We start from the raw sequence: 20,126 nt of genomic DNA, 5'->3' as shown, positions 1-20,126 counted from the left end.
GGTCAGGCTCCCTGCGAACGGCTGAACATGGCGCGCGTGAACAGCGGCCGGTTGCGCACCCGCATCCAGAAGATGAACGCGACGATGCCGAGCACGATCACGTGCAGGATCACGAGCCCGATGCCGAACGACATCTTGCCCTGCTCGATCCACGCCTGCACGACGTTCAGCAAATTCGAATAGGTGAGGTAGATCAACACGGCCATCACGAGGTTGATCGTACGGCTGCGCCGCGGGTTCTGGTGCGCGAGCGGAATCGCGAGCAGCATCAGGTTGATCGCGATCAACGGCAGACCCGCGCGCCACGCAAATTCGGCGAGGTTCTCGTTGGTCGGATTGCGCAGCAGCGTCATTGTCGGCAAGCCGGTGGTGGTCGGTGTATTGACGACCGGCTGGCTCTGGATCTTCACGCCGTAGCGCTCGAACTCCATGATGCGGAAATCGGGGTGGCCCGGCTCGCCGTCGTAGCGGCGGCCGTTTTCCAGCACGACGAAGCGGTCGCCGTTCTTGTGCGTCTCGATGTGGCCGTTCTTCGACACCACGACGTTGACCTTGCCGCCCTCGGTGCTCGTCACGAACACGTTTTCCACGTGCCCCTGGTCGGGCGACATCTTCTCGATGAAGAACACGCGGTGTGTGGTCGGGGATTCGCGGAACTGCCCGGGAGCCAGCAGCGAGACCTCGTCGCGCTGCTGGAAGCGCGCGCGGATCAGCTTGCTCTGCTGGTTCGACCACGGCCAGCCGACGAACACGAAGAACATGATCAGGATGATGATCGGCGTGGCGAAGATGCCGATCGGCTTGATGAATTGCGTGAGACTGACGCCCGAAGATAGCCACACGACCATCTCGGAGTCCTTGTACCAGCGTGTGAGCACGAACAGGATCGACACGAACAGCGTCGCGACGAGCATGATGGCCAGATAGCCGATCACGGTGAGGCCGATCAGGACCAGCACGTCGCGCGGATCGATCTCACCCGAGGCCGCGAAGCCGACGATGCGGATCATCATCGTCGTCAGCACGAGCGTGAGGAGAACCATGAACACGGCGCCAGCCGTGTACGCGAGCTCGCGCTGGAGGGAGCGTTCAAAGATCATTATTGGTGACGAGAGGGGGCGCTCACGGCGACGCGGGGGTTCGTTCCCGTCACGCCTCCGGTGCAGCCGCCGCGGGAAAAATAGCGGATAATTGCGGCTTTCATCCTAAGCCCAGATTTTATCCGAGGACAAGCGCGATGGACTTTAGCATAAAAGCCTGTGATTGGACCAAAGGCTCGACGAACGGTTTCCTCACCGGGAAATCCGATTGCATCGTGATCGGTGTGTTCGAGTCGCAAACGCTGTCGGGCGCCGCGCTGGAGATCGACGCGGCCACCAAGGGCCTGCTCACGCGCATCATCAAGGCGGGCGACATGGACGGCAAGGCGGGTACCACGCTGTTCCTGCACGAAGTGTCGGGCATCGGCGCGTCGCGCGTGCTGCTCGTCGGCCTCGGCAAACAGGATGCTTTCAGTCAGAAAGCCTACGGCGAGGCGGTCCGCGCTGCCTGGCGCGCGCTGCTCGGCACGAAGATCGTGCAGGTCACTTTCACGCTGGCGCAACTGCCGGTGCTCGAACGCACGGCCGACTGGTGCGTGCGCGCCGCGATCCTCGCGCTGCGCGAGCTGACCTACCGCTTCACGCAGATGAAGAGCAAGGCGGAGAACACGCCGCGCGCGTTGAAGCGCGTCGTGATCAGCGTCAACACCGGCGACGAGAAGGCCGCCAAGCTGGCCGCCAAGCAGGGCGCCGCGCTTGCGAACGGCATGGACCTGACGCGCGACCTCGGCAATCTGCCGAGCAACGTCTGCACGCCGACCTACATTGCGAACACCGCGAAGAAGCTCGCGAAAGACTGGAAGCTGAAGGTCGAGGTGCTCGGCGAGAAGCAGTGCGAAGCGCTGAAGATGGGATCGTTCCTGTCGGTTACCGCGGGCGCGGTCGAACCGGCGCAGTTCATCGTGCTGCAGTACCAGGGCGGCGCCGCGAAGGCCGCGCCGGTCGTGCTGGTCGGCAAGGGCGTCACGTTCGACACGGGCGGCATCTCGCTGAAGCCGGGCGAGGGCATGGACGAGATGAAGTACGACATGTGCGGCGCGGGCTCGGTGCTCGGCACGCTGCGCGCGGTCGCCGAAATGGGGCTGAAGATCAACGTGGTCGGCATCATCCCGGCCGTCGAGAACATGCCGTCGGGCACGGCCACCAAGCCGGGCGACATCGTCACCAGCATGAAGGGCATCACGATCGAAGTGCTGAACACCGACGCCGAGGGCCGCCTGATTCTGTGTGACGCGCTCACCTACGCGGAGCGCTTCAAGCCGGCCGCGGTGATCGACATCGCGACGCTGACGGGCGCCTGCATCATCGCGCTCGGCCATCACAACAGCGGCCTGTTCTCGAAGGACGACGCGCTCGCGGGCGAACTGCTCGACGCATCGCGCGAAGCGGCCGACCCAGCCTGGCGCCTGCCGCTCGACGACGAGTACCAGGATCAGCTGAAGTCGAATTTCGCCGACGTCGCGAACATCGGCGGGCGTCCGGCGGGCAGCGTGACGGCTGCGTGCTTCCTGTCGCGCTTCACCGATTCGTACCCGTGGGCGCATCTCGACATCGCCGGCACCGCGTGGAAGAGCGGCGCGGCGAAGGGTGCGACGGGTCGTCCGGTGCCGCTGCTCGCGCAGTTCCTGATCGACCGCGCCGGCCAATGACGCAGTGCGGTAAGTGCGCACACGGCGCGCGGCAAGCGGGGCGGAGCGGCCGATGACGAGAATCGACTTTCACTCGAACGTCGGCGATTCGCTGCTGTACGCGTGCCGCCTCGCGCGCAAGGCATATCTGGCGGGCCAGCCGCTCGTCGTGCTGGCCGAGCCTGCGCGCCTGCGCGCGTTCGACGAAATGCTGTGGACCTTCTCGCCGCTCGACTTCGTGCCGCACTGCATGGCGGGCACGCCGCTTGCCGCCGATACACCCGTCGTGCTGGCCACGAATCTCGACGACGTGCCGCATCATCAGGTGCTGCTCAATCTGGGCGCAACGGTGCCAGCGCAGTTTGCGCGCTTTGAAAGATTGCTCGAAGTGGTCGGTAACGCACACGAGGAACTCGCTGCGGGCCGCGAGCGCTATCGCTTCTATCGCGATCGCGGCTATGCTTTGAACAACTACAAGCAGGGCGGCTAATTCGTTCCGCTCTCGCGTCATGGCCGCGAGGAGCGCGGCATGCGGACCGCCAGCCCTGGCTTCGACTCAAACACGGAGAGCGCACGTGTCCGATCCCAACGACAATTCGATCCCGATCCTGAACGAGGTCATCGTGCCGGGCCGCGCGCGCGAAACGCGCGACGCGTCGGCCGATGCGGCCGCACCCGCGCCCCAGGGCACCAAGCCCGCAGCCCCAGCCGCCGCGCAGCCGGCGGCGCGCGAGCCGGGATTGCGCACCGAGCCCGCGTTCGCGCCGCCGGCCGCACATCCGGCCGAACCGACGCTGGCGCCCGAGCCCGTGCTCGCGCCGCAGCCCGTGCCCACACCCGAGCAACTGAGTTCGCCGGAGCCGGTTCTCGCGCCGCAGCCGGCGCAGACGGAACTTCATCAGCCGCACGTGGCCGATCACACGCACGCGAGAAAGCAGGCCCGGCCGCATCACGGCATTCATGCGCGACATGGGCATGAGGAGTTGCATGAAGGCCTGCATGAGGACGTGGCCGAGGTGTCGGCCGGCGTGTTCGATCGCACCGAGCCCTTCATACCGCTCGAAGCCGGCGCGACCGTGCCGCCGGATCTCGAGGAGGGCGCGCACGAAGCCGCCCCCGCTCAGCTCCCATTCGACGCCGACGCGCTCGCCGAACGTTTGCATGGACGCTTCCAGCGTTTTCTGACGGGCGAGGGGCGCGGCATCATCGAGGCGCGCTGCCGCGACGCAGTGCAGCAGCACACGAGCCTGCTCGTGAGTCAGATCACGCGCGAGGTCGCGCAGACGCTCGAAGCCGAGATGACCGATTGGGTACGTGAAGCGGTGGAAGAAGAAATCGCGCGGCGCTCGCGTTGAGGCCGCGGCGACACGAGAGGTCCGTTATTTGAGCGTCAGCACCCAGGCCGCCAGCGTGGCCGCCTGATCGGGCGTCAGCTGCGTGTTCGCGGGCATCGGCACGGTTCCCCATGCACCGGTGCTGCCATCGAGGATCTTGTGCTTCAGATAGGTCGCGGCGTCGTCGCGCCCCGCATACCGGATAGCGACGTCGTGCAGCGCCGGCCCCATGAACGGGCGGTTGACCGAGTGGCAGCTCATGCAGTTCTTCTGCTGGGCGAGCGCAAGGCCGGCTGCTTCGGCGTTGGCTGCGGGACTGGCGGCGCTCAATGCGGCGGCGAGCGCAACAGAAGCTGCTACGGCTGCGTACGACATCGATTTCATTATGGTCTCCGCCAGTGCAGATGCCCGGCTCGTGGTGCACGCATTATAAGAGCAAAGGGGCGCACGGATTTTCGTGCGCCCCTTGCGCTTTTGCGTGGCGTGGCGGCGGGTTCGTCCAGCGAAGCGGGCGCGCCGGCCCGTAGTATTAACCCGTCACCGCCCCCCGATTCGCCGGTAGCGCGAGCGCGAAATACTTCGCCAACACGCCGCGGGTGTAGCGCGGCTTCGGCGCCTGCCATGCGGCGCGGCGGCGCTGCAACTCGGCGTCGTCGATGTTCAATTGCAGCAGCAGCCGGTGTGCGTCGATCGTGATCGAATCGCCTTCCTGCACGAGCGCGATCGTGCCGCCGACGAACGCCTCCGGCGCGACGTGCCCGACCACCATGCCCCACGTGCCCCCCGAGAAGCGGCCGTCGGTGATCAGTCCGACCGACTCGCCGAGCCCCTTGCCGATGATCGCCGAGGTCGGCGCAAGCATTTCCGGCATACCGGGGCCGCCCTTCGGGCCCAGATAGCGCAGCACCACGACATCGCCGGCGACGATCCTGTCGGCGAGGATCGCTTCGAGCGCGCTCTGCTCGTCGTCGAATACGCGCGCCGGACCTGTGATGACCGGGTTCTTCAGCCCGGTGATCTTGGCGACCGCGCCGTCTTCGGCGAGATTGCCCTTCAGGATCGCGAGGTGGCCTTCCGCGTACAGCGCCTGGTCGACGGGGAAGATCACCTGCTGATCGCTGCGCGGTTTGCCGGGTACGTCCTTCAGTTCCTCGGCGAGCGTTTTGCCGGTGATCGTCATGCAATCGCCATGCAGAAGCCCGGCATCGAGCAGAATCTTCAGCACCTGCGGAATGCCGCCCGCCTTGTGCAGATCGGTGGCGACATACTGGCCCGACGGTTTCAGGTTGCAGATCACCGGCACTTTCTTGCGCATGCGCTCGAAGTCCTCGATCGTCCATTCGACCTCGGCCGCGTGTGCGATCGCCAGATAGTGCAGCACCGCGTTGGTCGAGCCGCCGGTCGCCATGATCAGCGCGACCGCGTTCTCGATCGACTTCTTCGTGATGATGTCGCGCGGCTTCAGATCCTTTTTCACCGCCTCGACGAGTACGCGCGCCGATTCGGCGGCCGAATCGACCTTCTCCTGATCCGGGTTCGCCATCGTCGACGAATACAGTAGCGACATGCCGAGCGCCTCGAACGACGAGCTCATCGTATTGGCCGTGTACATGCCGCCGCACGAACCGGTCGACGGACACGCGTTCTTCTCGATGCCCTCGAAGTCCTCCTGCGACATGCGGCCCGCCGTGAATTCGCCGACCGCCTCGAACGACGACACGATCGTCAGATCGGTGCCTTTCCAGTTGCCCGGCCGGATCGTGCCGCCATACACGTAGATGCCCGGCACGTTCATGCGCGCGAGGCCGATCATGCCGCCCGGCATGTTCTTGTCGCAGCCGCCGATCACGACCACGCCGTCCATCCATTGCCCCTGCACGCAAGTCTCGATGCAGTCGGCAATCACCTCGCGCGACACCAGCGAGTACTTCATGCCTTCGGTGCCCATCGACATGCCGTCGGAGATCGTCGGCGTGCCGAAAGTCTGCGGATTCGCGTCGGCGCGCTTGATCGCGGTGACGGCCGCGTCGGCGAGGCGCTGCAGGCCGGCGTTGCATGGCGTGATCGTCGAGTGGCCGTTGGCGACGCCGATCATCGGTTTGTCGAAATCCTCCTTCTGGTAGCCGAGCGCGTAGTACATCGAGCGATTCGGGGAACGCGCGATGCCTTGCGTGATGTTCTTTTGAACGACGGTTGTAGGCCATGGGGAACTCCAAGTCTGGCTGTTCTGATGAATGCGCGCGACGGCGTCCGCGCGCGCATCCGTTCAGTGTAGTTCCGCCAGACCGTGCAAACAGGCGGTTTTGCGTGACCGGCGTCGCGTGTATTATTCGCGGCTGTTTAGGTCGTAAAATATATTAATCATGCTGCCGACGATTCCCGATCTGCGCCAGTTGCGCTATTTCGTCACCGTCGCCGAGGAAAAGCACTTCGGGCGCGCGGCCGCGCGTCTGTCGATGACGCAGCCGCCGCTGTCGCAGGCGATCCGCGCGCTGGAGGAGACGCTCGGCGTTGAGCTGTTCGCGCGCACCAAGCGTTCGGTCGAGCTGACCGCAGTCGGCGCCGATCTGCTGCCCGAGGTGCAGCGGCTGCTCGCGGCCGCGGAAGGGTTGAGGCCGCTCGCGCAGAGCCTCGCGCGCGGCGAGGCGGGCGTGCTGTCGCTCGCATTCGTGTCGACCGCGGATTACGGCCTGCTGCCTCTGCTGTTGCGCGATTTCGGCGCGCGGCATCCACGCGTGCGGCTCGAGCTGACCGAGGCGACCAGCGACGTGCAGGTGGACGAACTGGTAGCCGGGCGTATCGACGCGGGTCTGGTGATCGCGCCGTTGCCGTCGCGGCATGCGGCGCAGCTGTCGTGGCTGCCGATCGCGCGTGAGCCGCTGGTGATCGCGATGTCGACGGAGATGGCGCAACGCTTGCAAGGCAGCGTGAACAAAAACGGCAAGGGCAAGCCAAAAGAAGACCCCGCCGCCGAATGGCTCGACACGCCCGTCAGCCTGCGCGATCTCGGCGACGCGCCGCTCGTGATCTTCCCAAGACGTCTCGCGCCAGGCTTTTATGACATCATTATGGATTGCTACGGCGTCGCGGGCCTCGCGCCGCGGATCGGCCAGGAGGCGATCCAGATGCAGACCATCGTGAGTCTCGTGTCGGCCGGCATGGGCGTCGCACTGGTGCCGCAATCGTTGCGTAACCTGCGGCGCACGGGCGTCGTCTACCGGCCGTTGTCCGAGTCGGTGCCCGCGATCGAAACGGGACTCGTCTGGCGCACCGACGAGGTCAGCCCGGTGCTGGCGGGCTTCATCGAGATCGTGCGCGCCCATGCGGCGAGCGTGGCGTCGCGTGTCTAGATCCCGCTTCTGGTCCCTGTAAAACTGCTTTCGAACCTGAACTGCCCATAACTACACGATGCTCATTCACCCGAATTTCGACCCTGTCGCCATCCATCTGGGGCCGCTCGCCGTGCGCTGGTATGGCTTGATGTACCTCGTCGCGTTCGTCGCGGCGATCGTGGTCGCCCGGCTGCGGCTGCGGCTGCCGTACGTCGCCGCGCAAGGCTGGACCGCGAAGGACATCGACGACATGCTGTTCTTCGGCGTGTTGGGCACGATCCTCGGCGGCCGGCTCGGCTATGTGCTGTTCTACAAGGCGAGCTTCTATTTCGCGCATCCGCTCGACATCTTCAAGGTGTGGGAAGGCGGCATGTCGTTTCACGGCGGCTTTCTCGGCGTCACCATCGCGATGATGCTGTTCGCGTATCAGCGCAAGCGCTCGTGGTTGCAGGTCACCGATTTCGTCGCGCCGATGGTGCCCACGGGCCTCGCGGCGGGACGCCTCGGCAACTTCATCAACGGCGAGCTGTGGGGCCGCGTGACCGATCCGGCCGCGCCGTGGGCGATGCTGTTCCCGGGCGCCGCGTCCGACGACGCCAACTGGCTCGCCGCGCATCCGCAACTGGCCGCGCAATGGCATCTGAACGAAGTGTTTGCGCAATATCACATGCTGCCGCGGCATCCGTCGGAGCTGTACGAGATCGCGCTCGAAGGCGTGGCGCTGTTTTTCGTGTTGATCTTTTTCTCGCGCAAGCCCAAGCCGCTCGGCGCGATTTCCGCGATGTTCCTGATCGGCTATGGCCTCGCGCGCTTCACGGTCGAATTCGCGCGCGAGCCGGACGATTTCCTCGGCCTGCTCGCGATGGGTCTGTCAATGGGTCAATGGCTGTCGCTGCCGATGATCCTCGCGGGCATCGGCCTGATGGTGTGGGCGTATCGCCGGGGACGCCGCGAGCCGGCGCAGGCGGTTGGCGCGAACTGAGCTGCGCCCGGCTAGCGCAGCGAACGCTGCATGAAAAAACGCCACGGCATCGATGGATGCCGTGGCGTTTCTCTTTGGGGCGCAGACTGAGGCGCTGAAGTTCGCGCGTGCGCGTCACTTCATCTGCACCGACCCCGACACGTTGACCGTCACCGTCGACGTACCGCCTTCGAGCGGCATCGGCGCGCTCTTCGCGTCGGCGCCCATCGCGCGTGCGCTCATCATCATCATCGGACGCGGCATCGCGCCGCTGTGATTCACGTTGACCTCGCGGATCGAATAGCCGCTAAAGCCGAAGGCCTGCGAGGACGCCGCGGCCTGCTCGCGAAACGATTTGATTGCCTCGCCGCTGAGCCGCTGTTCGGCCGCGCGTTGCGCTTCCGGCGACAGCGAGAAACGCACGTTGCCCACCTGCATGATCGATGCCATCTGTCCGGCGAGCTTCGAGGCCGCGGCGAAGTCGCGCGATTCGAGCACGACTTCGGTGCGGCCGCGCCACGCCGAGATACGTCCGTCGCGGTCCGTCGACGGGAAGATCGAGAACGCACCCGAGCGTGCAGTCACGCCGGCCACGCCGCGCGCCTTCTGCAATGCGGCGTCGGCGCGCTGGTTCAGCGTCGACGTCAACGCGGACGGCTCGCTCGCTTCCTGCTCGTAAAACAGCGTGATTTCGACTTCGTCCTGCGGGACTTCCGCGCTCGCCTGCGCATTCAGCGACAGCACGCCCGAAGGCTGCGGCATCATGGTCTGCGCGCGAGCGGGCGCAGGGTTCAGCGCGAGCGCCACAGGCGCGCCAAAGGCGAGCGCGAGTGCGAGGGCCCGTGCGGTTTTTGTCGTCATGGCTGGAATCCTTGTTTGAACAGGTTGTGCACGTTCGACGCGTGCGCCGAGTGATGACGCGATGGCGGCGCGCGGTTTGACGGAAGCGCTAGCGAATGGATCGGGGTGCCGTCGAACGGTTGATTCGAGCTCGCGCTTTCGTCGACCGATTAGGCGCGTTTTATTGACGCTTGGTTCCCCAATTAGTGTTTCGCCGCCGCATCGGGAATGATGGCCTGGACGCGATCACGACACGTGCCGCGTCGCGCATTTGCCCTTAAACCAGCTGTTTAGTGATGAAGCGCCATTCGGCGTCGGTCACCGGTGTGATCGACAGACGGTTGCCTTTGGCGAGCACGCGCATGTCCTGCAATTCGGCATGTTCGCGCAGCGCGGCCAGCGGAATCAATGGGATTTTCTTCTTGAAGACGACGTCGACGAGCATCCAGCGCGGCGTTTCCGGCGACGATTTCGCGTCGTAGTATGGACTCTTTTTATCGAACTGCGTCGGATCCGGATACGCGGTCGACGAGACTTCCGCGATGCCCGCGATGCCGGGCTCCGGACAGCTCGAATGGTAGAAGAGCACGCCGTCGCCGACCTGCATCACGTCTCGCATGAAGTTGCGCGCCTGATAGTTGCGCACGCCGGTCCACGGCAAGGTGCGATGCGGTGCGTTGGCGAGGTCGTCGATGCTTGCTTCGTCCGGTTCGGACTTCATCAGCCAGTAGCGCATGAATCGGAGTGAGCGTGTGAGATTGAACGAGGCGCCAACAACAGGCGCGTGCGGAAAAGCCCCTGAAACAGGCACTCAAACGAAAAAACGACGACCAAAGAAAAACGGCATCGAACCGAAGTCCGATGCCGTTCCAGATAAGGTCCCCGCCTTAGCCGCTAGGCCGGCATCCTGAACCGAGGGTTCAGAATTGGTCGCAGTTAGCAACACTTCGGGTACATCAGACAGAGTGACGCGCACACCCGTGCTACAAATTTCCGCAACCGTGCACATGGCATTGGTTCAAGGAATATATGACCTTGGCGAACCAGGCAGGGAAGCTAAACAGATGAAGCTACAACACAAACCGTTGAACAAGTGACCGGTTCGAAACCGGCCTGCTATTGAGTCAACTACTGCTTACTGCATGCTGTACTGCTCAATCACAGTACCTAATTGTTCGTTCATTTGCTGCATTGTACGCCGGATTTCTTCAGCAGGAAATGCTTCTCCGTGTCGCACGCTGCTTTGCAGCTTAAGCAGTTCCGATGCCAGCGACAGCGCCGCCATCACCGCGATGCGATCGGTGCCGCGCACATTGCTGCCGCTGCGGATTTTCTTCATCTCGGCGTCGACGCGCGCGACCGCCTCGAGCAGCGCGCCTTCCGTTTCAGGCGAACAGGCGAGACGGTAGGGTACTTCGAGAATCGATACTTCGATCTGCTTGGTGGTCATGCGCTTTCTCCGTGTCGGCTCACGTCGCTTGCCGCTTCCTCGTGTTCGGGCTGGGCGGACTCGAGCAGATCGAGCTGGTTATCCGGTTCGCTGCTCGCGCGTGCGCGCGGCAATTTTTCGAGAATCGCATTCAGGCGCACCTGAGCGTCGTCGATCTTGGCGGACAGCGCGTCGCGTTCAGCTTGCAGTGCGTCGCGCTCGGCACGCAATTGCGCGAGTTCTGCGTGCGTGGCTTGTACTTCCGCACGCGTTTGCGCGAGCTGCTCTTCGAGCGCGATCCGCGCTTCATTGTGGCGCTGGCTGATCGCAATCAGCTTGCCGATGTTCTGGGAGAGTGATTCGAGTTCGGTGAGCATGTGCTGCGTCCTCTAAAGACATCGCATTTTAGCGCGGAATATTACAGGTTCCGACAATTGTCTCGTTTCGAGACGTAACAGCATCGCTTCGTGCAGGTTCGTTGCGAGTCGTGTCGTCGACCATAAGATAAAAGACCGGCAATCCATCGGACAATAACCTGCATTCGACAGAACGGATTGCGCTCCGGTTGGCGTTTCTTGACGCCCCGCGAAGCCGCTCCTACACTTCCCGCACTCTGGTGCCCGCGCGCGCTTTTCGGCGCGCGCAGTTAAACGGGAAGCAGGGCGCGCGCGGTGCCAAACCGGATGCGCGAACCTGCGCTGCCCCCGCAACGGTAAACGACCGCATGTGATGTGCTCATGCAGGTCGGTCCTGGTCGCAAGGTTGGAAGTTCAATCTGCGAGTGTGCCACTGCGCGTCACGCGTGGGAAGGCGGGATCGATGTGTCGTAGCCCGGATACCGGCCAGAAAAGAGGGACGTCCCCCGCGAAAACGTTAAACAAGGGGACGCCTCGTGACGCGTCGGCCCGCGGGGAAGCAGGCCGCGCACGCTATCCACAGGAATGTCATCCCATGTTGTCCCCCATCGCCCGCGCGACGCTGCTCGCGTTCGCGAGCCTGCCGCTCGTCGTGCATGCGCAAAGCGCCGAGCCTGTGTCTTCATCGTCCACTGCGGATGCAAGCACCGCGAACGCCGCAAACGTTGCCGATTCGTCAAATCCCGCTTCCGCCGATGCGTCGGGCAACGTGCTGTCGCCGATCGTCGTGACCGCGCAGCGCGGCGCGCAAGCGTTGCGCGATGCGATCCCGCAGACCACGCAGTTCGATCAGCAGGACATCGCCGACACGACCGCGACCGATCTGCCCGGCTTGCTGCGACTCGCGCCCGGCGCGCAAATCTCGCGCACGGGTGGCCCCGGTTCGACCACGAGCCTCTTTCTGCGCGGCGCGTCGTCGACACAATCGCTGCTGCTGATCGACGGCGTGCGCGTCGATTCTGTGAGTCTCGGCTCCGCTCAGCTCGCACAGATCCCGCTCGACCAGGTCGATCACGTCGAAGTCGTGAACGGCAACGTGTCGGCGTTGTACGGTTCGGGCGCGATCGGCGGTGTCGTGCAGGTGTTCACGAAAGACGGCGGCGATCATCCGCCGCGCTTCAATTTTTCTGTCGGCTACGGCAGCTATCACACGCAGACGCAAACGGCCGGCGTGAACGGCGCGCTCGATCAGGACGGCCGCACGACCTTCAACATTTCGCTCGCGCGCACGAAGGGCGACGGCTTTTCGTCGCTCAATCCGCTCGAGGCGCCGGCCGCAAATCCGAACCCGAACGGCAATCTGAACGAGAGCATCAGCGCGTCGCTGCGCCACAAGTTCAACGACAAGTGGGACGCGGGCGTCAGCTACTTCCAGTCGAACAACAACAACAGCTACGACAATGCGTACGGCGTGCCGACCGATCTGAACAACCTCTATAGCAAGGTTCGCCAGGCGTCCGTGTTCGCGAACGGCAAGCTGACCGACTGGTGGACCACCCACTTCACGCTCGCCGAGGGCGACGACCGCAGCGTCTCGAACACCAATGGCATCTACGACGACCGCTTCGATACCGACAATCGCCAGTACACGTGGCAGAACGATTTCGCGCTCGCCGCGAACCAGAAGCTGCAGCTCGGCTACGAGCATCTCGACCAGACTCTCGACTCCGACACGTTCGCCGCGCCCGACCGTCACGTCGATTCGGTCTTCGCCGGCTACAGCGCGCGCTTCGGCCGCAACCAGATTCAGGCCAACGTACGCCGCGATCAGTACTCCGATTTCGGCGGAGCGAACAGTTACTATCTCGGCTACGGTTTCGACATCACGTCGCACTGGAAGGTAACCGCAAGCTATTCGGATGCTTTCCGCGCGCCGAGCTTCGACGATCTGTACTATCCGATCAGCGGCAACCCGTCGATCCAGCCCGAGCGCAGTCACTCGGTCGAAGCCGGTTTGCAGTACGCGACCGATGCGCTCGGCGTGATGCGTCTGAACGCATTCCAGACGCGCTATACGAATCTGATCAACTACGTACAGACGATCCCCGGCATCTATCTCGCGGAGAACGTCGGCCATGCGAAGGTGCAGGGACTCGAAGGATCGTGGAGCGGTCATGTCGGCAAGACCGACGTACGCGCGACGTTGACGCTGCAGAACCCGGTCGATCTCGACAGCGGTACCGACCTCGTGCGGCGCGCGCGACGCTTTGGGTCGTTCGCGGTGAATCGCAGCATCGGTGGATGGCGGGTCGGCGGCGAGTGGATCGTCAGTGGTCCGCGTCCAGACAGCACCGGCAACCTCGGCGGTTATGGCATCGTGAATCTATCGGCGCGCTACAACATCACGAAGGCGTGGTACGTCAGCGCGCAAATCGACAATCTGTTCAACAAGGACTATGAAACGGCCTACTCGTATAACTCGCCGCGACGCGGTGCGTATGTCACGCTCGGCTGGCAGCAGCAGTGACGCGCGCGCCGGGTTGCCCGCATGCGTGAGCGCACGCGGATGAGTCGCGCGTCCGGTTCGCTGTCCGCCGCGATGGCAACGCCACGCCCGATGAATGCGAAACGCGCGGCCGCGATCTGGCTCGGACTCGCGCTCGCCGCCGTCGCGCTGCTCGGCGCGTCGCTCGTGCTCGGCAGCGTGCCGCTCGCGCCGTCGCGCGTGCTTGCGGCGCTCGTGCCAACGCACACGTTCGGCGCCACGGGCAGCGACGATCTCGCCGGCGAAATCGTGCGCACGTTGCGATTGCCGCGCGCGCTCGCGGGCTTCGCGTGCGGCGCGTTGCTGGCGCTCGCCGGCGCGCTGCTGCAGGTGCTGCTGCGCAATCCGCTGGCCGAGCCGTACGTGCTCGGCGTGTCGGGCGGCGCTGCCAGCTTCGCGCTGGTCGCGATGATCGCGGGCGGCGCCTGGTGGATCGTCGATGCGAGCGCGTTCGCCGGTGCGTTCGTGTCGATCCTGCTGGTGCTCGGACTCGCGCGTCGCGAACTGTGGCGCGGCGAGCCGCAGGACACGTCGCCGCGTTTGCTGCTGACCGGGGCGGTGATCGCGGCCGGGTGGGGCGCGATGATCACGCTGCTGCTCAATCTCGCGCCCGATAGCCGTCTGCGCGGCATGCTGTTCTGGCTGACCGGCGACCTCAACGGCGGCGCGCTGCCGTGGACCGCGCTGATCGCGCTCGCGCTCGTGTTGCTCGCGATCGTGCCGGCCGCGCCGCGTTTGAACCTGCTGCTGCGCGGCGACGCGGCCGCGCAAGCGTTGGGCGTTGCGGTGATGCCGCTGCGTTTGCGCGTGTACCTGGTCGCTTCGCTGGCGGCGGCCGCGGCGGTGACGACCGCCGGCACGATCGGCTTCGTCGGTCTCGTCGTGCCGCACATGCTGCGGCTCGCGTTCGGCAACGACCAGCGCATGCTGCTGCCGGCGGCCGCGCTCGGCGGCGGTGTCGCGGTGATGGGCGCGGATCTGATCGCGCGTACCGTGATCGCACCCGCGCAATTGCCGGTCGGCGTGATTACTTCGCTGGTCGGCGTGCCGGTGTTTTTGTGGATGCTGCTCAAACGCCGCCGATGATGCAAGCCGAACCTAGACCCACCTCTTCGATGCTGAGCACGCAACGCCTGACGCTGCGCGCCGGCGCGCGCACCTTGCTCGATGCGTTCACGCACACCTTCCATGCGGGAGAAATCTGGTGTATCGCCGGGCCGAACGGCGCGGGCAAGACCACCTTGCTGTCGACACTGGCAGGCCTGTTGCATCCGGCGGCGGGCCATGTCGAACTCGATGGCGTGCGCGTGGCCGACTGGCAGCCGCTGCCGCTCGCGCGGCGCCGCGCGCTGATGCCGCAAAGCGCGGCCGATGCGTTCAATGCCAGCGTGCTCGACATCGTGCTGCTGAACCGCTTCCCGCATCTGGGCAGCTGGGGCTGGGAGCGCGATGAAGATCGTGCGGCCGCGCAGGCGGCGCTCGAATCGCTCGGCCTTGCGGACTTTGCGGCGCGCGATGTGCTGTCGCTATCGGGCGGCGAGCGTCAGCGCGTCGCGCTCGCGGCAGTGCTGTGCCAGGACGCGCCGCTATTGCTGCTCGACGAACCGTTGTCGCATCTCGATCTGCATCATCAGATCGATTGCCTCGAAGCGCTCGTCGCATGGACGAGCGAACCGGGACGCAAGATACCGCGCAGCGTGCTGTTCTCATGCCACGACCTTAACCTCGCGCGCCGCTTCGCGACGCACGCGTTGCTGCTCGACGGCGCGGGCGGCGCGTATGCGGGCCCGGTGCGCGACGTGCTGACGCCCGCGTTGACGAGCCGCGCGTTCGGCTATCCGCTGATTCTGATTCGCGATGGCGAGCACGAGGCGCTGATTCCCGCGCCGCGCGCGCGTCATGAATCGCCTGCCGGTCATGACGGACAGTCAGGCTGACTATTCATCCCCCATACCTTGTCTCGATCACACCTATGACTCGCATCCCACTCCCGGCCGGTTTGCCCGAAGTCGCGCCGCTCGATCAGACGCTGCGCGCCGAGCTGCAACGGATCATCGATACGCGCACCAAACCGCCCGGCAGCCTCGGCCGGCTCGAAACGCTCGCGCGTCAGATGGGTCTGATCCAGCGCAGTACGCGTCCCAGTGTGCAGCGTCCCGCGATGATCGTGTTCGCGGGCGATCACGGCATCGCCGCCGAAGGCGTGAGCCCGTACCCGCAAGCGGTGACCGCGCAGATGGTCGCGAACTTCATCGCGGGCGGCGCGGCGATCAATGCGCTCAGCCGCGTCGCCGGTCTCGAACTCGAAGTGGTCAACGCGGGCATCGCCACGCCGCTGCCGTCCACCGACGGACTCGTCGATATTCCGATCGGGCGCGGCACGCGCAACTTCGCGCACGAAGCCGCGATGACGCACGCCGAAGCGCTCGCCGCGATGCAGGCAGGCGCCGCGCGCGTGCGTCATCACGCGGCGCTCGGCACCAACGTGATCGGCTTCGGCGAGATGGGCATCGCGAACACGTCGGCGTCCGCCTGTCTGATGAGCCGCCTGTGCGGCGTGCCGATCGACGACTGCGTCGGCCGCGGCACCGGTCTCGACAATGCCGGACTCGCGAAGAAGCGCAACGTGCTCGCGGCGGCGCTCGCGCGTCATCCGGACGCCTGCGCGCCGCTCGACGTGCTCGCGACCTTCGGCGGCTTCGAAATCGCGATGATGACAGGCGCGTTTCTGGCGGCCGCCGAGGCGCGCATGACGATCCTCGTCGATGGTTTCATCGCGACCTCCGCGCTGCTGGTCGCCGATGCGCTCTCGCCCGACGTGCGCGAGTACTGCGTGTTTGCGCATGCGTCGAACGAGGCCGGGCATCGGCGCATGCTCGACCATTTCGGCGCGCAGCCGCTGCTGTCGCTCGACATGCGGCTCGGCGAGGGCACCGGCGCCGCGCTCGCGGTGCCGGTGCTGCGCGCGGCGGCGGCCTTCATCAATGAGATGGCCAGCTTCGATTCCGCGGGCGTCGCGGATCGCGAACCGTGATGCACTCGAACCCACGCTTCGCGGCAACGCGAAGCCCGGCTCGCATCGCTGCGAACATGCACTCGACACGTCCATGAACCCGCTCGCGGAATTGCGCTATTTCTTCACGGCGCTCGGTTACTTCACGCGCGTGCCCGTGCCGCGCTGGGTCGGCTACGAGCCGCATTATCTGAACGCGGCGGCGCGCTATTTTCCACTCGTCGGCGTGCTGGTCGGCGGCTTCAGCGCGCTCGTCTACCTGGCCGCGCTGCGCGTGTTTCCGGCGGGCGTCGCGGTGCTGCTGTCGATGGCCGCATCGCTGCTCGTGACGGGCGCGTTCCACGAGGACGGTCTGGCCGATTGCGTCGATGCGTTCGGTGGCGCCTATACGCGCGACGATGCGTTGCGCATCATGCACGACTCGCGCATCGGTGCTTTCGGTGCCATCGCGCTCGTGATCGCGTTGGCGATCAAGTGGCAAACGCTCGCCGCGTTGCCGCCGCTTTCCGCCGCAAGTCTGATGGGTGCGGCGCATGGCGCGAGCCGCGCGTGCGCGATCAGTTATCTGGCCACGCTCGACTATGTGCGCACCGCGGGCAAAGCCAAGCCGGTCGCGCAGCGTCTGAGCGGGCCAGCCCTGCTGTGCGCCGCGCTGTTCGGGCTGCCGTGGCTGCTGTGGCCGAACGGCCCCGGCGCGCCCGACTGGCGTTTCGCCGCGCTCACGTGTGTCGTGCTGTTGGCGCTGCGCTTCGCGATGGCCCGTTATTTCGTCAGACGCATCGGCGGCTATACCGGCGACTGTCTCGGCTTCGCGCAGCAGATCTTCGAATTGAGCATCTATCTGGTGGGGCTTGCATGGATATCGTCCTGATTCGACATCCCGCTGTCGCGCTCGAGGCGGGGGTTTGTTATGGCCATAGTGATGTCGCGTTGGCGGAAAGCGCCGAGGTCACGTCCAACGCGTTGGCGGTGAAGCTCGCGAGCTTGCAGGTGCCGGCGCCGCGCGTGCTGATCACGAGTCCGCTCACGCGCTGCGCCGCGCTCGCGAACGAGATCGCCAACGACTTCGGCTGCGTGGTCAGCCACGACGAGCGTCTGAAGGAGATGGATTTCGGCGAATGGGAAGCGCAGCGCTGGGATACGATCGATCGCGCCCAGCTCGACGACTGGGCCGCCAATTTCGAACATGCGCGCGCGCATGGCGGCGAGAGCGTCGCGCAATTCGTCGCTCGTGTGCGAGCGTGGTTCGATGCGTTCGCGCTGACGCGCGAGCTGTCGCCCGCGTACGTGGTCACGCACGCGGGCGTGATGCGCGCGATCGCGTCGTGGGTGCTGGAGGTGCCGCTCGCACGTTGCCTGCAGTGGTCGCTCGATATGGCGGGGATCGTCTGGTTGCGGCGTAACGACGAGACGCTGCAGTGGTCGCTGGTGCGATGGAATGCGTGACCCGCGTGCTCATCCGGAGAACTGAGCGTATTTTTTGCGCGTCCCGCGGCGCGTCATGGCGCGGTTTTGTTTGTGCGCGAGCGCGCCAGTTCAAGGTCCTCGCACAGTTGCCGTGCGCCTTGCGCGATGCGCGGCGCGGGGCGATTGATCAGATCGCCGTCGATCGCAAACAGGTTGTTGTTCGCGACGGCCGCGAGACGCGGCCACGCGCGCCATGTGTCGAGTTGCGGCAGCGTCGTGTCGGGCTGCGTCGCGCCGGGCGCGGCCGTGACGATCGCCTGCGGATTCGCCGCGAGCACCGCTTCGGTCGATACGGTCGGCACGAGCGGCTGCAGGTCCGCGAACACGTTGCGGCCGCCGCATAGCGTGATCACGTCGCTGATCATGTGCTCGCCGTTTAGCGTCATCAGCGGCCGGTCCCATACCTGATAGAACACGCTGACTACCGGGCGATTCGCATACCGCGCGCGCAGACGGGCGATGTCGTCGCGATAGGCGGCCGCCGCCGCGTCCGCGCTCGCCGAGGTGCCGAGCAGCCGGCCGAGCTTCGTCAGCGTCACGGCGATATCGTCGAGACGGCGCGGCTCGCTGAAAAAGAGCGGCACGTGCAGCTCGCGCAAGCGCTCGAGCTGGCGCTGCGCATTGCCATGCCGCCAAACGACGATCAAATCCGGTTTCAGCGCGACGATGCGTTCGAGGTCGAGCGCCTTGTTGTCGCCGACGCGCGGCAGTTGCTTCGCTTCGGGCGGATAGTCGCTGTATGACACCGCGCCGACCATCTTTGGGCCGCCGCCCGCGGCGTACAGCAATTCGGTCACGTGCGGGGCGAGGCTGATCACGCGTTGCGCGGGCGCGGCGAGCGTGACGGTCGCGCCGCTGTCGTCGGTGACGGTGATCGCGGCGTGCGCGCTCAGCGCAGATAGAGCGAGCGCCGCGGCGCTGAACCACTGGATCGATCGGCGCGCGGGCGCGGCAAGGCGGGTGGAGCGAGTGAAGCGGGTCATCGGGCGAGGGCGGATCACGAAGCGTTGAACGGCTGCGGTGCGAAGGACGGTGCGCTAACCGGAGCGCGCGGTATCGATCGAATCAACCGCCTGTTGCAGCTGTTGTTCGAAGCGGGTCCATTCGGCTTCATCGCCCGGCAGCCCGAAGCGTACGCTGGCCGATGGCATCCGCGGAGATGGCGGAAAAAGACGCGTCCACACGCCGCGCCGCGCGAGCGCTTCGTGCAATGCGGCGGCGCGCGCATCGTCGGTCCATGCGAAAAGCGGGGTCCCGCGTGTCGCGAAACCGTGCGCATGCAACAGCCCGGCAAGCCGCGCGCTTTCGGTGGTCAGCCGCTCACGCATCCGCGTTTGCCATGCGGCATCGGCGAACGCGGCGCTCACCGCATGACGTGCGGGACCGCTGACCGTCCACGCGCCCAAACTGTCGCGCAACGCGGCGAGCAAGGCCGGCGCACCCAGCACGAAGCCGGCGCGCACCCCCGCGAGCCCGAAGAACTTGCCGGGCGAGCGTAATACGACGAGCCCGTCTCGCCCCGTATGCGCCGCCAGCGACGCGACGCGCGCGGCCGGCAGCGTATCGGCGAAAGCTTCGTCGACCAGCAGCGTGCCGCCGCGTTCGCGCAGCTGCGCGTGCCAGTGCAGCAGCCTCGCGGCATCGATATGGGTAGCCGTCGGATTGTCGGGATTGACGATCACGACATGCGTGAGCGCGGCGGGCAGCGTGTCGAGCTGCACGTCGAGCGGCGCGACCTCGTGTCCGGCGCGCGCGAACGCCGGCGCGTACTCGCCGTAGGTCAGCGGCGCGATGCCGACCGTGGCGCGCGGCAGCAGCGCGGGCAGCGCGCGAATCCCCGCCTGGCTGCCGGCCACCGGCAGCACGTGCGCGGCATCGGGTGCGCCGTAGTAGCGCGCGGCCCGCTCGGCGAAGCCGTCGCCTTCGTCGGGCAAACGGCGCCATGCGTCGGCGGGCAGCGGCGGCACCGGGTAGCCGTGCGGATTGATGCCGGTCGACAGATCGAGCCAATGTGCGTACGGAATGCCGTAGCGCGTCGCCGCTTCGTGCAGGTTGCCGCCGTGTGCGATCGTGTCGCTTGCGGTTTGCTCGCGCGCGTGTATCCGGTCGGTCATGCGCTCG

General features: G+C 65.8%; 19 protein-coding genes, 1 other RNA gene, 1 pseudogene and 1 riboswitch. Of the genes and pseudogenes, 11 read left to right on the top strand and 10 right to left on the bottom strand.

Going from position 1 to position 20,126, the window contains the following annotated elements:
• Positions 1-2: 2 nt before the first annotated feature.
• On the bottom strand, positions 3-1,100 hold the full coding sequence (gene lptF / locus QFZ94_RS26740) for an LPS export ABC transporter permease LptF (protein ID WP_368586663.1): 1,098 nt from the start codon (positions 1,098-1,100) through the stop codon (positions 3-5).
• A 137-nt stretch (positions 1,101-1,237) separates the two neighbouring features.
• On the opposite strand from lptF, the gene QFZ94_RS26735 reads away from it, so the two are divergent.
• The 3 genes from QFZ94_RS26735 (at position 1,238) to QFZ94_RS26725 (ending at position 4,083) form a co-directional block, all read left to right on the top strand.
• A complete protein-coding gene (locus QFZ94_RS26735; protein WP_368586664.1) occupies positions 1,238-2,749 on the top strand; it encodes a leucyl aminopeptidase in 1,512 nt (503 codons plus the stop codon).
• A gap of 52 nt (positions 2,750-2,801) precedes the next feature.
• The gene (locus QFZ94_RS26730) at positions 2,802-3,218 is read left to right on the top strand and encodes a DNA polymerase III subunit chi (RefSeq protein ID WP_027196963.1); all 417 of its coding nucleotides are present in this window, start codon (positions 2,802-2,804) and stop codon (positions 3,216-3,218) included.
• 85 nt (positions 3,219-3,303) lie between these two features.
• On the top strand, positions 3,304-4,083 hold the full coding sequence (locus QFZ94_RS26725; RefSeq protein ID WP_429460641.1) for a DUF2486 family protein: 780 nt from the start codon (positions 3,304-3,306) through the stop codon (positions 4,081-4,083).
• Between the two features lie 24 nt (positions 4,084-4,107).
• Here the strand turns inward: QFZ94_RS26725 and QFZ94_RS26720 are convergent, their stop codons facing one another.
• Together QFZ94_RS26720 and ilvD are read right to left on the bottom strand one after the other, a co-directional pair.
• Complete coding sequence (locus QFZ94_RS26720; RefSeq protein WP_429460639.1) at positions 4,108-4,446, bottom strand: c-type cytochrome; 339 nt, start codon at positions 4,444-4,446, stop codon at positions 4,108-4,110.
• Between the two features lie 145 nt (positions 4,447-4,591).
• Positions 4,592-6,266: pseudogene (gene ilvD, locus QFZ94_RS26715) on the bottom strand (dihydroxy-acid dehydratase).
• Positions 6,267-6,425: 159 nt separating this feature from the next.
• Between ilvD and QFZ94_RS26710 the strand changes: the two are divergent.
• Together QFZ94_RS26710 and lgt are read left to right on the top strand one after the other, a co-directional pair.
• Positions 6,426-7,412, top strand: a complete 987-nt coding sequence (locus tag QFZ94_RS26710) for a LysR family transcriptional regulator (protein ID WP_368586668.1) — start codon at positions 6,426-6,428, stop codon at positions 7,410-7,412.
• 58 nt (positions 7,413-7,470) lie between these two features.
• Positions 7,471-8,376: a prolipoprotein diacylglyceryl transferase gene (gene lgt, locus QFZ94_RS26705; RefSeq protein WP_429460637.1), complete on the top strand. Its 906-nt coding sequence runs from the start codon at positions 7,471-7,473 to the stop codon at positions 8,374-8,376.
• Positions 8,377-8,490: 114 nt separating this feature from the next.
• Here the strand turns inward: lgt and QFZ94_RS26700 are convergent, their stop codons facing one another.
• The 5 genes from QFZ94_RS26700 to QFZ94_RS26680 form a co-directional block, all read right to left on the bottom strand.
• Positions 8,491-9,216 carry an SIMPL domain-containing protein gene (locus tag QFZ94_RS26700; RefSeq protein ID WP_410849671.1) on the bottom strand — a complete coding sequence of 242 codons (726 nt, stop codon included), beginning with the start codon at positions 9,214-9,216 and terminating at the stop codon, positions 8,491-8,493.
• Between the two features lie 256 nt (positions 9,217-9,472).
• The gene (locus tag QFZ94_RS26695; protein WP_176121144.1) at positions 9,473-9,931 is read right to left on the bottom strand and encodes an EVE domain-containing protein; all 459 of its coding nucleotides are present in this window, start codon (positions 9,929-9,931) and stop codon (positions 9,473-9,475) included.
• 139 nt (positions 9,932-10,070) lie between these two features.
• A non-coding RNA gene (ssrS, locus tag QFZ94_RS26690) (6S RNA) lies at positions 10,071-10,252 on the bottom strand.
• 78 nt (positions 10,253-10,330) lie between these two features.
• Positions 10,331-10,645 carry a cell division protein ZapA gene (locus QFZ94_RS26685; protein WP_013088698.1) on the bottom strand — a complete coding sequence of 105 codons (315 nt, stop codon included), beginning with the start codon at positions 10,643-10,645 and terminating at the stop codon, positions 10,331-10,333.
• A complete protein-coding gene (locus tag QFZ94_RS26680; RefSeq protein WP_368586670.1) occupies positions 10,642-11,001 on the bottom strand; it encodes an ATPase in 360 nt (119 codons plus the stop codon). Before QFZ94_RS26680 ends, QFZ94_RS26685 begins: the two co-directional genes overlap by 4 nt.
• A gap of 220 nt (positions 11,002-11,221) precedes the next feature.
• Positions 11,222-11,485, top strand: a riboswitch (cobalamin riboswitch).
• Between the two features lie 90 nt (positions 11,486-11,575).
• On the opposite strand from QFZ94_RS26680, the gene QFZ94_RS26675 reads away from it, so the two are divergent.
• From QFZ94_RS26675 to cobC, 6 genes are all read left to right on the top strand, one after another.
• Positions 11,576-13,507 (top strand): TonB-dependent receptor domain-containing protein, encoded by a 1,932-nt coding sequence (locus QFZ94_RS26675; protein ID WP_429460634.1) that lies wholly within the window; start codon positions 11,576-11,578, stop codon positions 13,505-13,507.
• 39 nt (positions 13,508-13,546) lie between these two features.
• Positions 13,547-14,611: a FecCD family ABC transporter permease gene (locus tag QFZ94_RS26670; RefSeq protein WP_429460632.1), complete on the top strand. Its 1,065-nt coding sequence runs from the start codon at positions 13,547-13,549 to the stop codon at positions 14,609-14,611.
• Positions 14,611-15,462, top strand: coding sequence for an ABC transporter ATP-binding protein (locus QFZ94_RS26665; RefSeq protein ID WP_429460630.1), 852 nt, complete (start codon positions 14,611-14,613; stop codon positions 15,460-15,462). Before QFZ94_RS26670 ends, QFZ94_RS26665 begins: the two co-directional genes overlap by 1 nt.
• A 35-nt stretch (positions 15,463-15,497) precedes the next feature.
• Positions 15,498-16,559 carry a nicotinate-nucleotide--dimethylbenzimidazole phosphoribosyltransferase gene (cobT, locus tag QFZ94_RS26660; protein WP_429460627.1) on the top strand — a complete coding sequence of 354 codons (1,062 nt, stop codon included), beginning with the start codon at positions 15,498-15,500 and terminating at the stop codon, positions 16,557-16,559.
• A gap of 73 nt (positions 16,560-16,632) precedes the next feature.
• A complete protein-coding gene (locus tag QFZ94_RS26655; protein ID WP_429460625.1) occupies positions 16,633-17,409 on the top strand; it encodes an adenosylcobinamide-GDP ribazoletransferase in 777 nt (258 codons plus the stop codon).
• Positions 17,394-17,984 carry an alpha-ribazole phosphatase gene (gene cobC / locus QFZ94_RS26650; protein WP_176121149.1) on the top strand — a complete coding sequence of 197 codons (591 nt, stop codon included), beginning with the start codon at positions 17,394-17,396 and terminating at the stop codon, positions 17,982-17,984. Before QFZ94_RS26655 ends, cobC begins: the two co-directional genes overlap by 16 nt.
• A gap of 53 nt (positions 17,985-18,037) precedes the next feature.
• On the opposite strand, the gene QFZ94_RS26645 is transcribed toward cobC, so the two are convergent.
• Positions 18,038-18,988, bottom strand: a complete 951-nt coding sequence (locus tag QFZ94_RS26645; RefSeq protein ID WP_429460623.1) for a cobalamin-binding protein — start codon at positions 18,986-18,988, stop codon at positions 18,038-18,040.
• 54 nt (positions 18,989-19,042) lie between these two features.
• Positions 19,043-20,119, bottom strand: coding sequence for a threonine-phosphate decarboxylase CobD (gene cobD, locus QFZ94_RS26640; protein WP_429460621.1), 1,077 nt, complete (start codon positions 20,117-20,119; stop codon positions 19,043-19,045).
• Positions 20,120-20,126 lie beyond the last annotated feature (7 nt).

Origin of the sequence: Paraburkholderia sp. JPY465, assembly GCF_050436725.1 — a bacterium.
GTDB classification, from domain to species: domain Bacteria; phylum Pseudomonadota; class Gammaproteobacteria; order Burkholderiales; family Burkholderiaceae; genus Paraburkholderia; species Paraburkholderia youngii.
The sequence above is the reverse complement of the archived record's forward strand: the minus strand, read 5'-3'. Positions and strand labels throughout refer to the sequence as shown.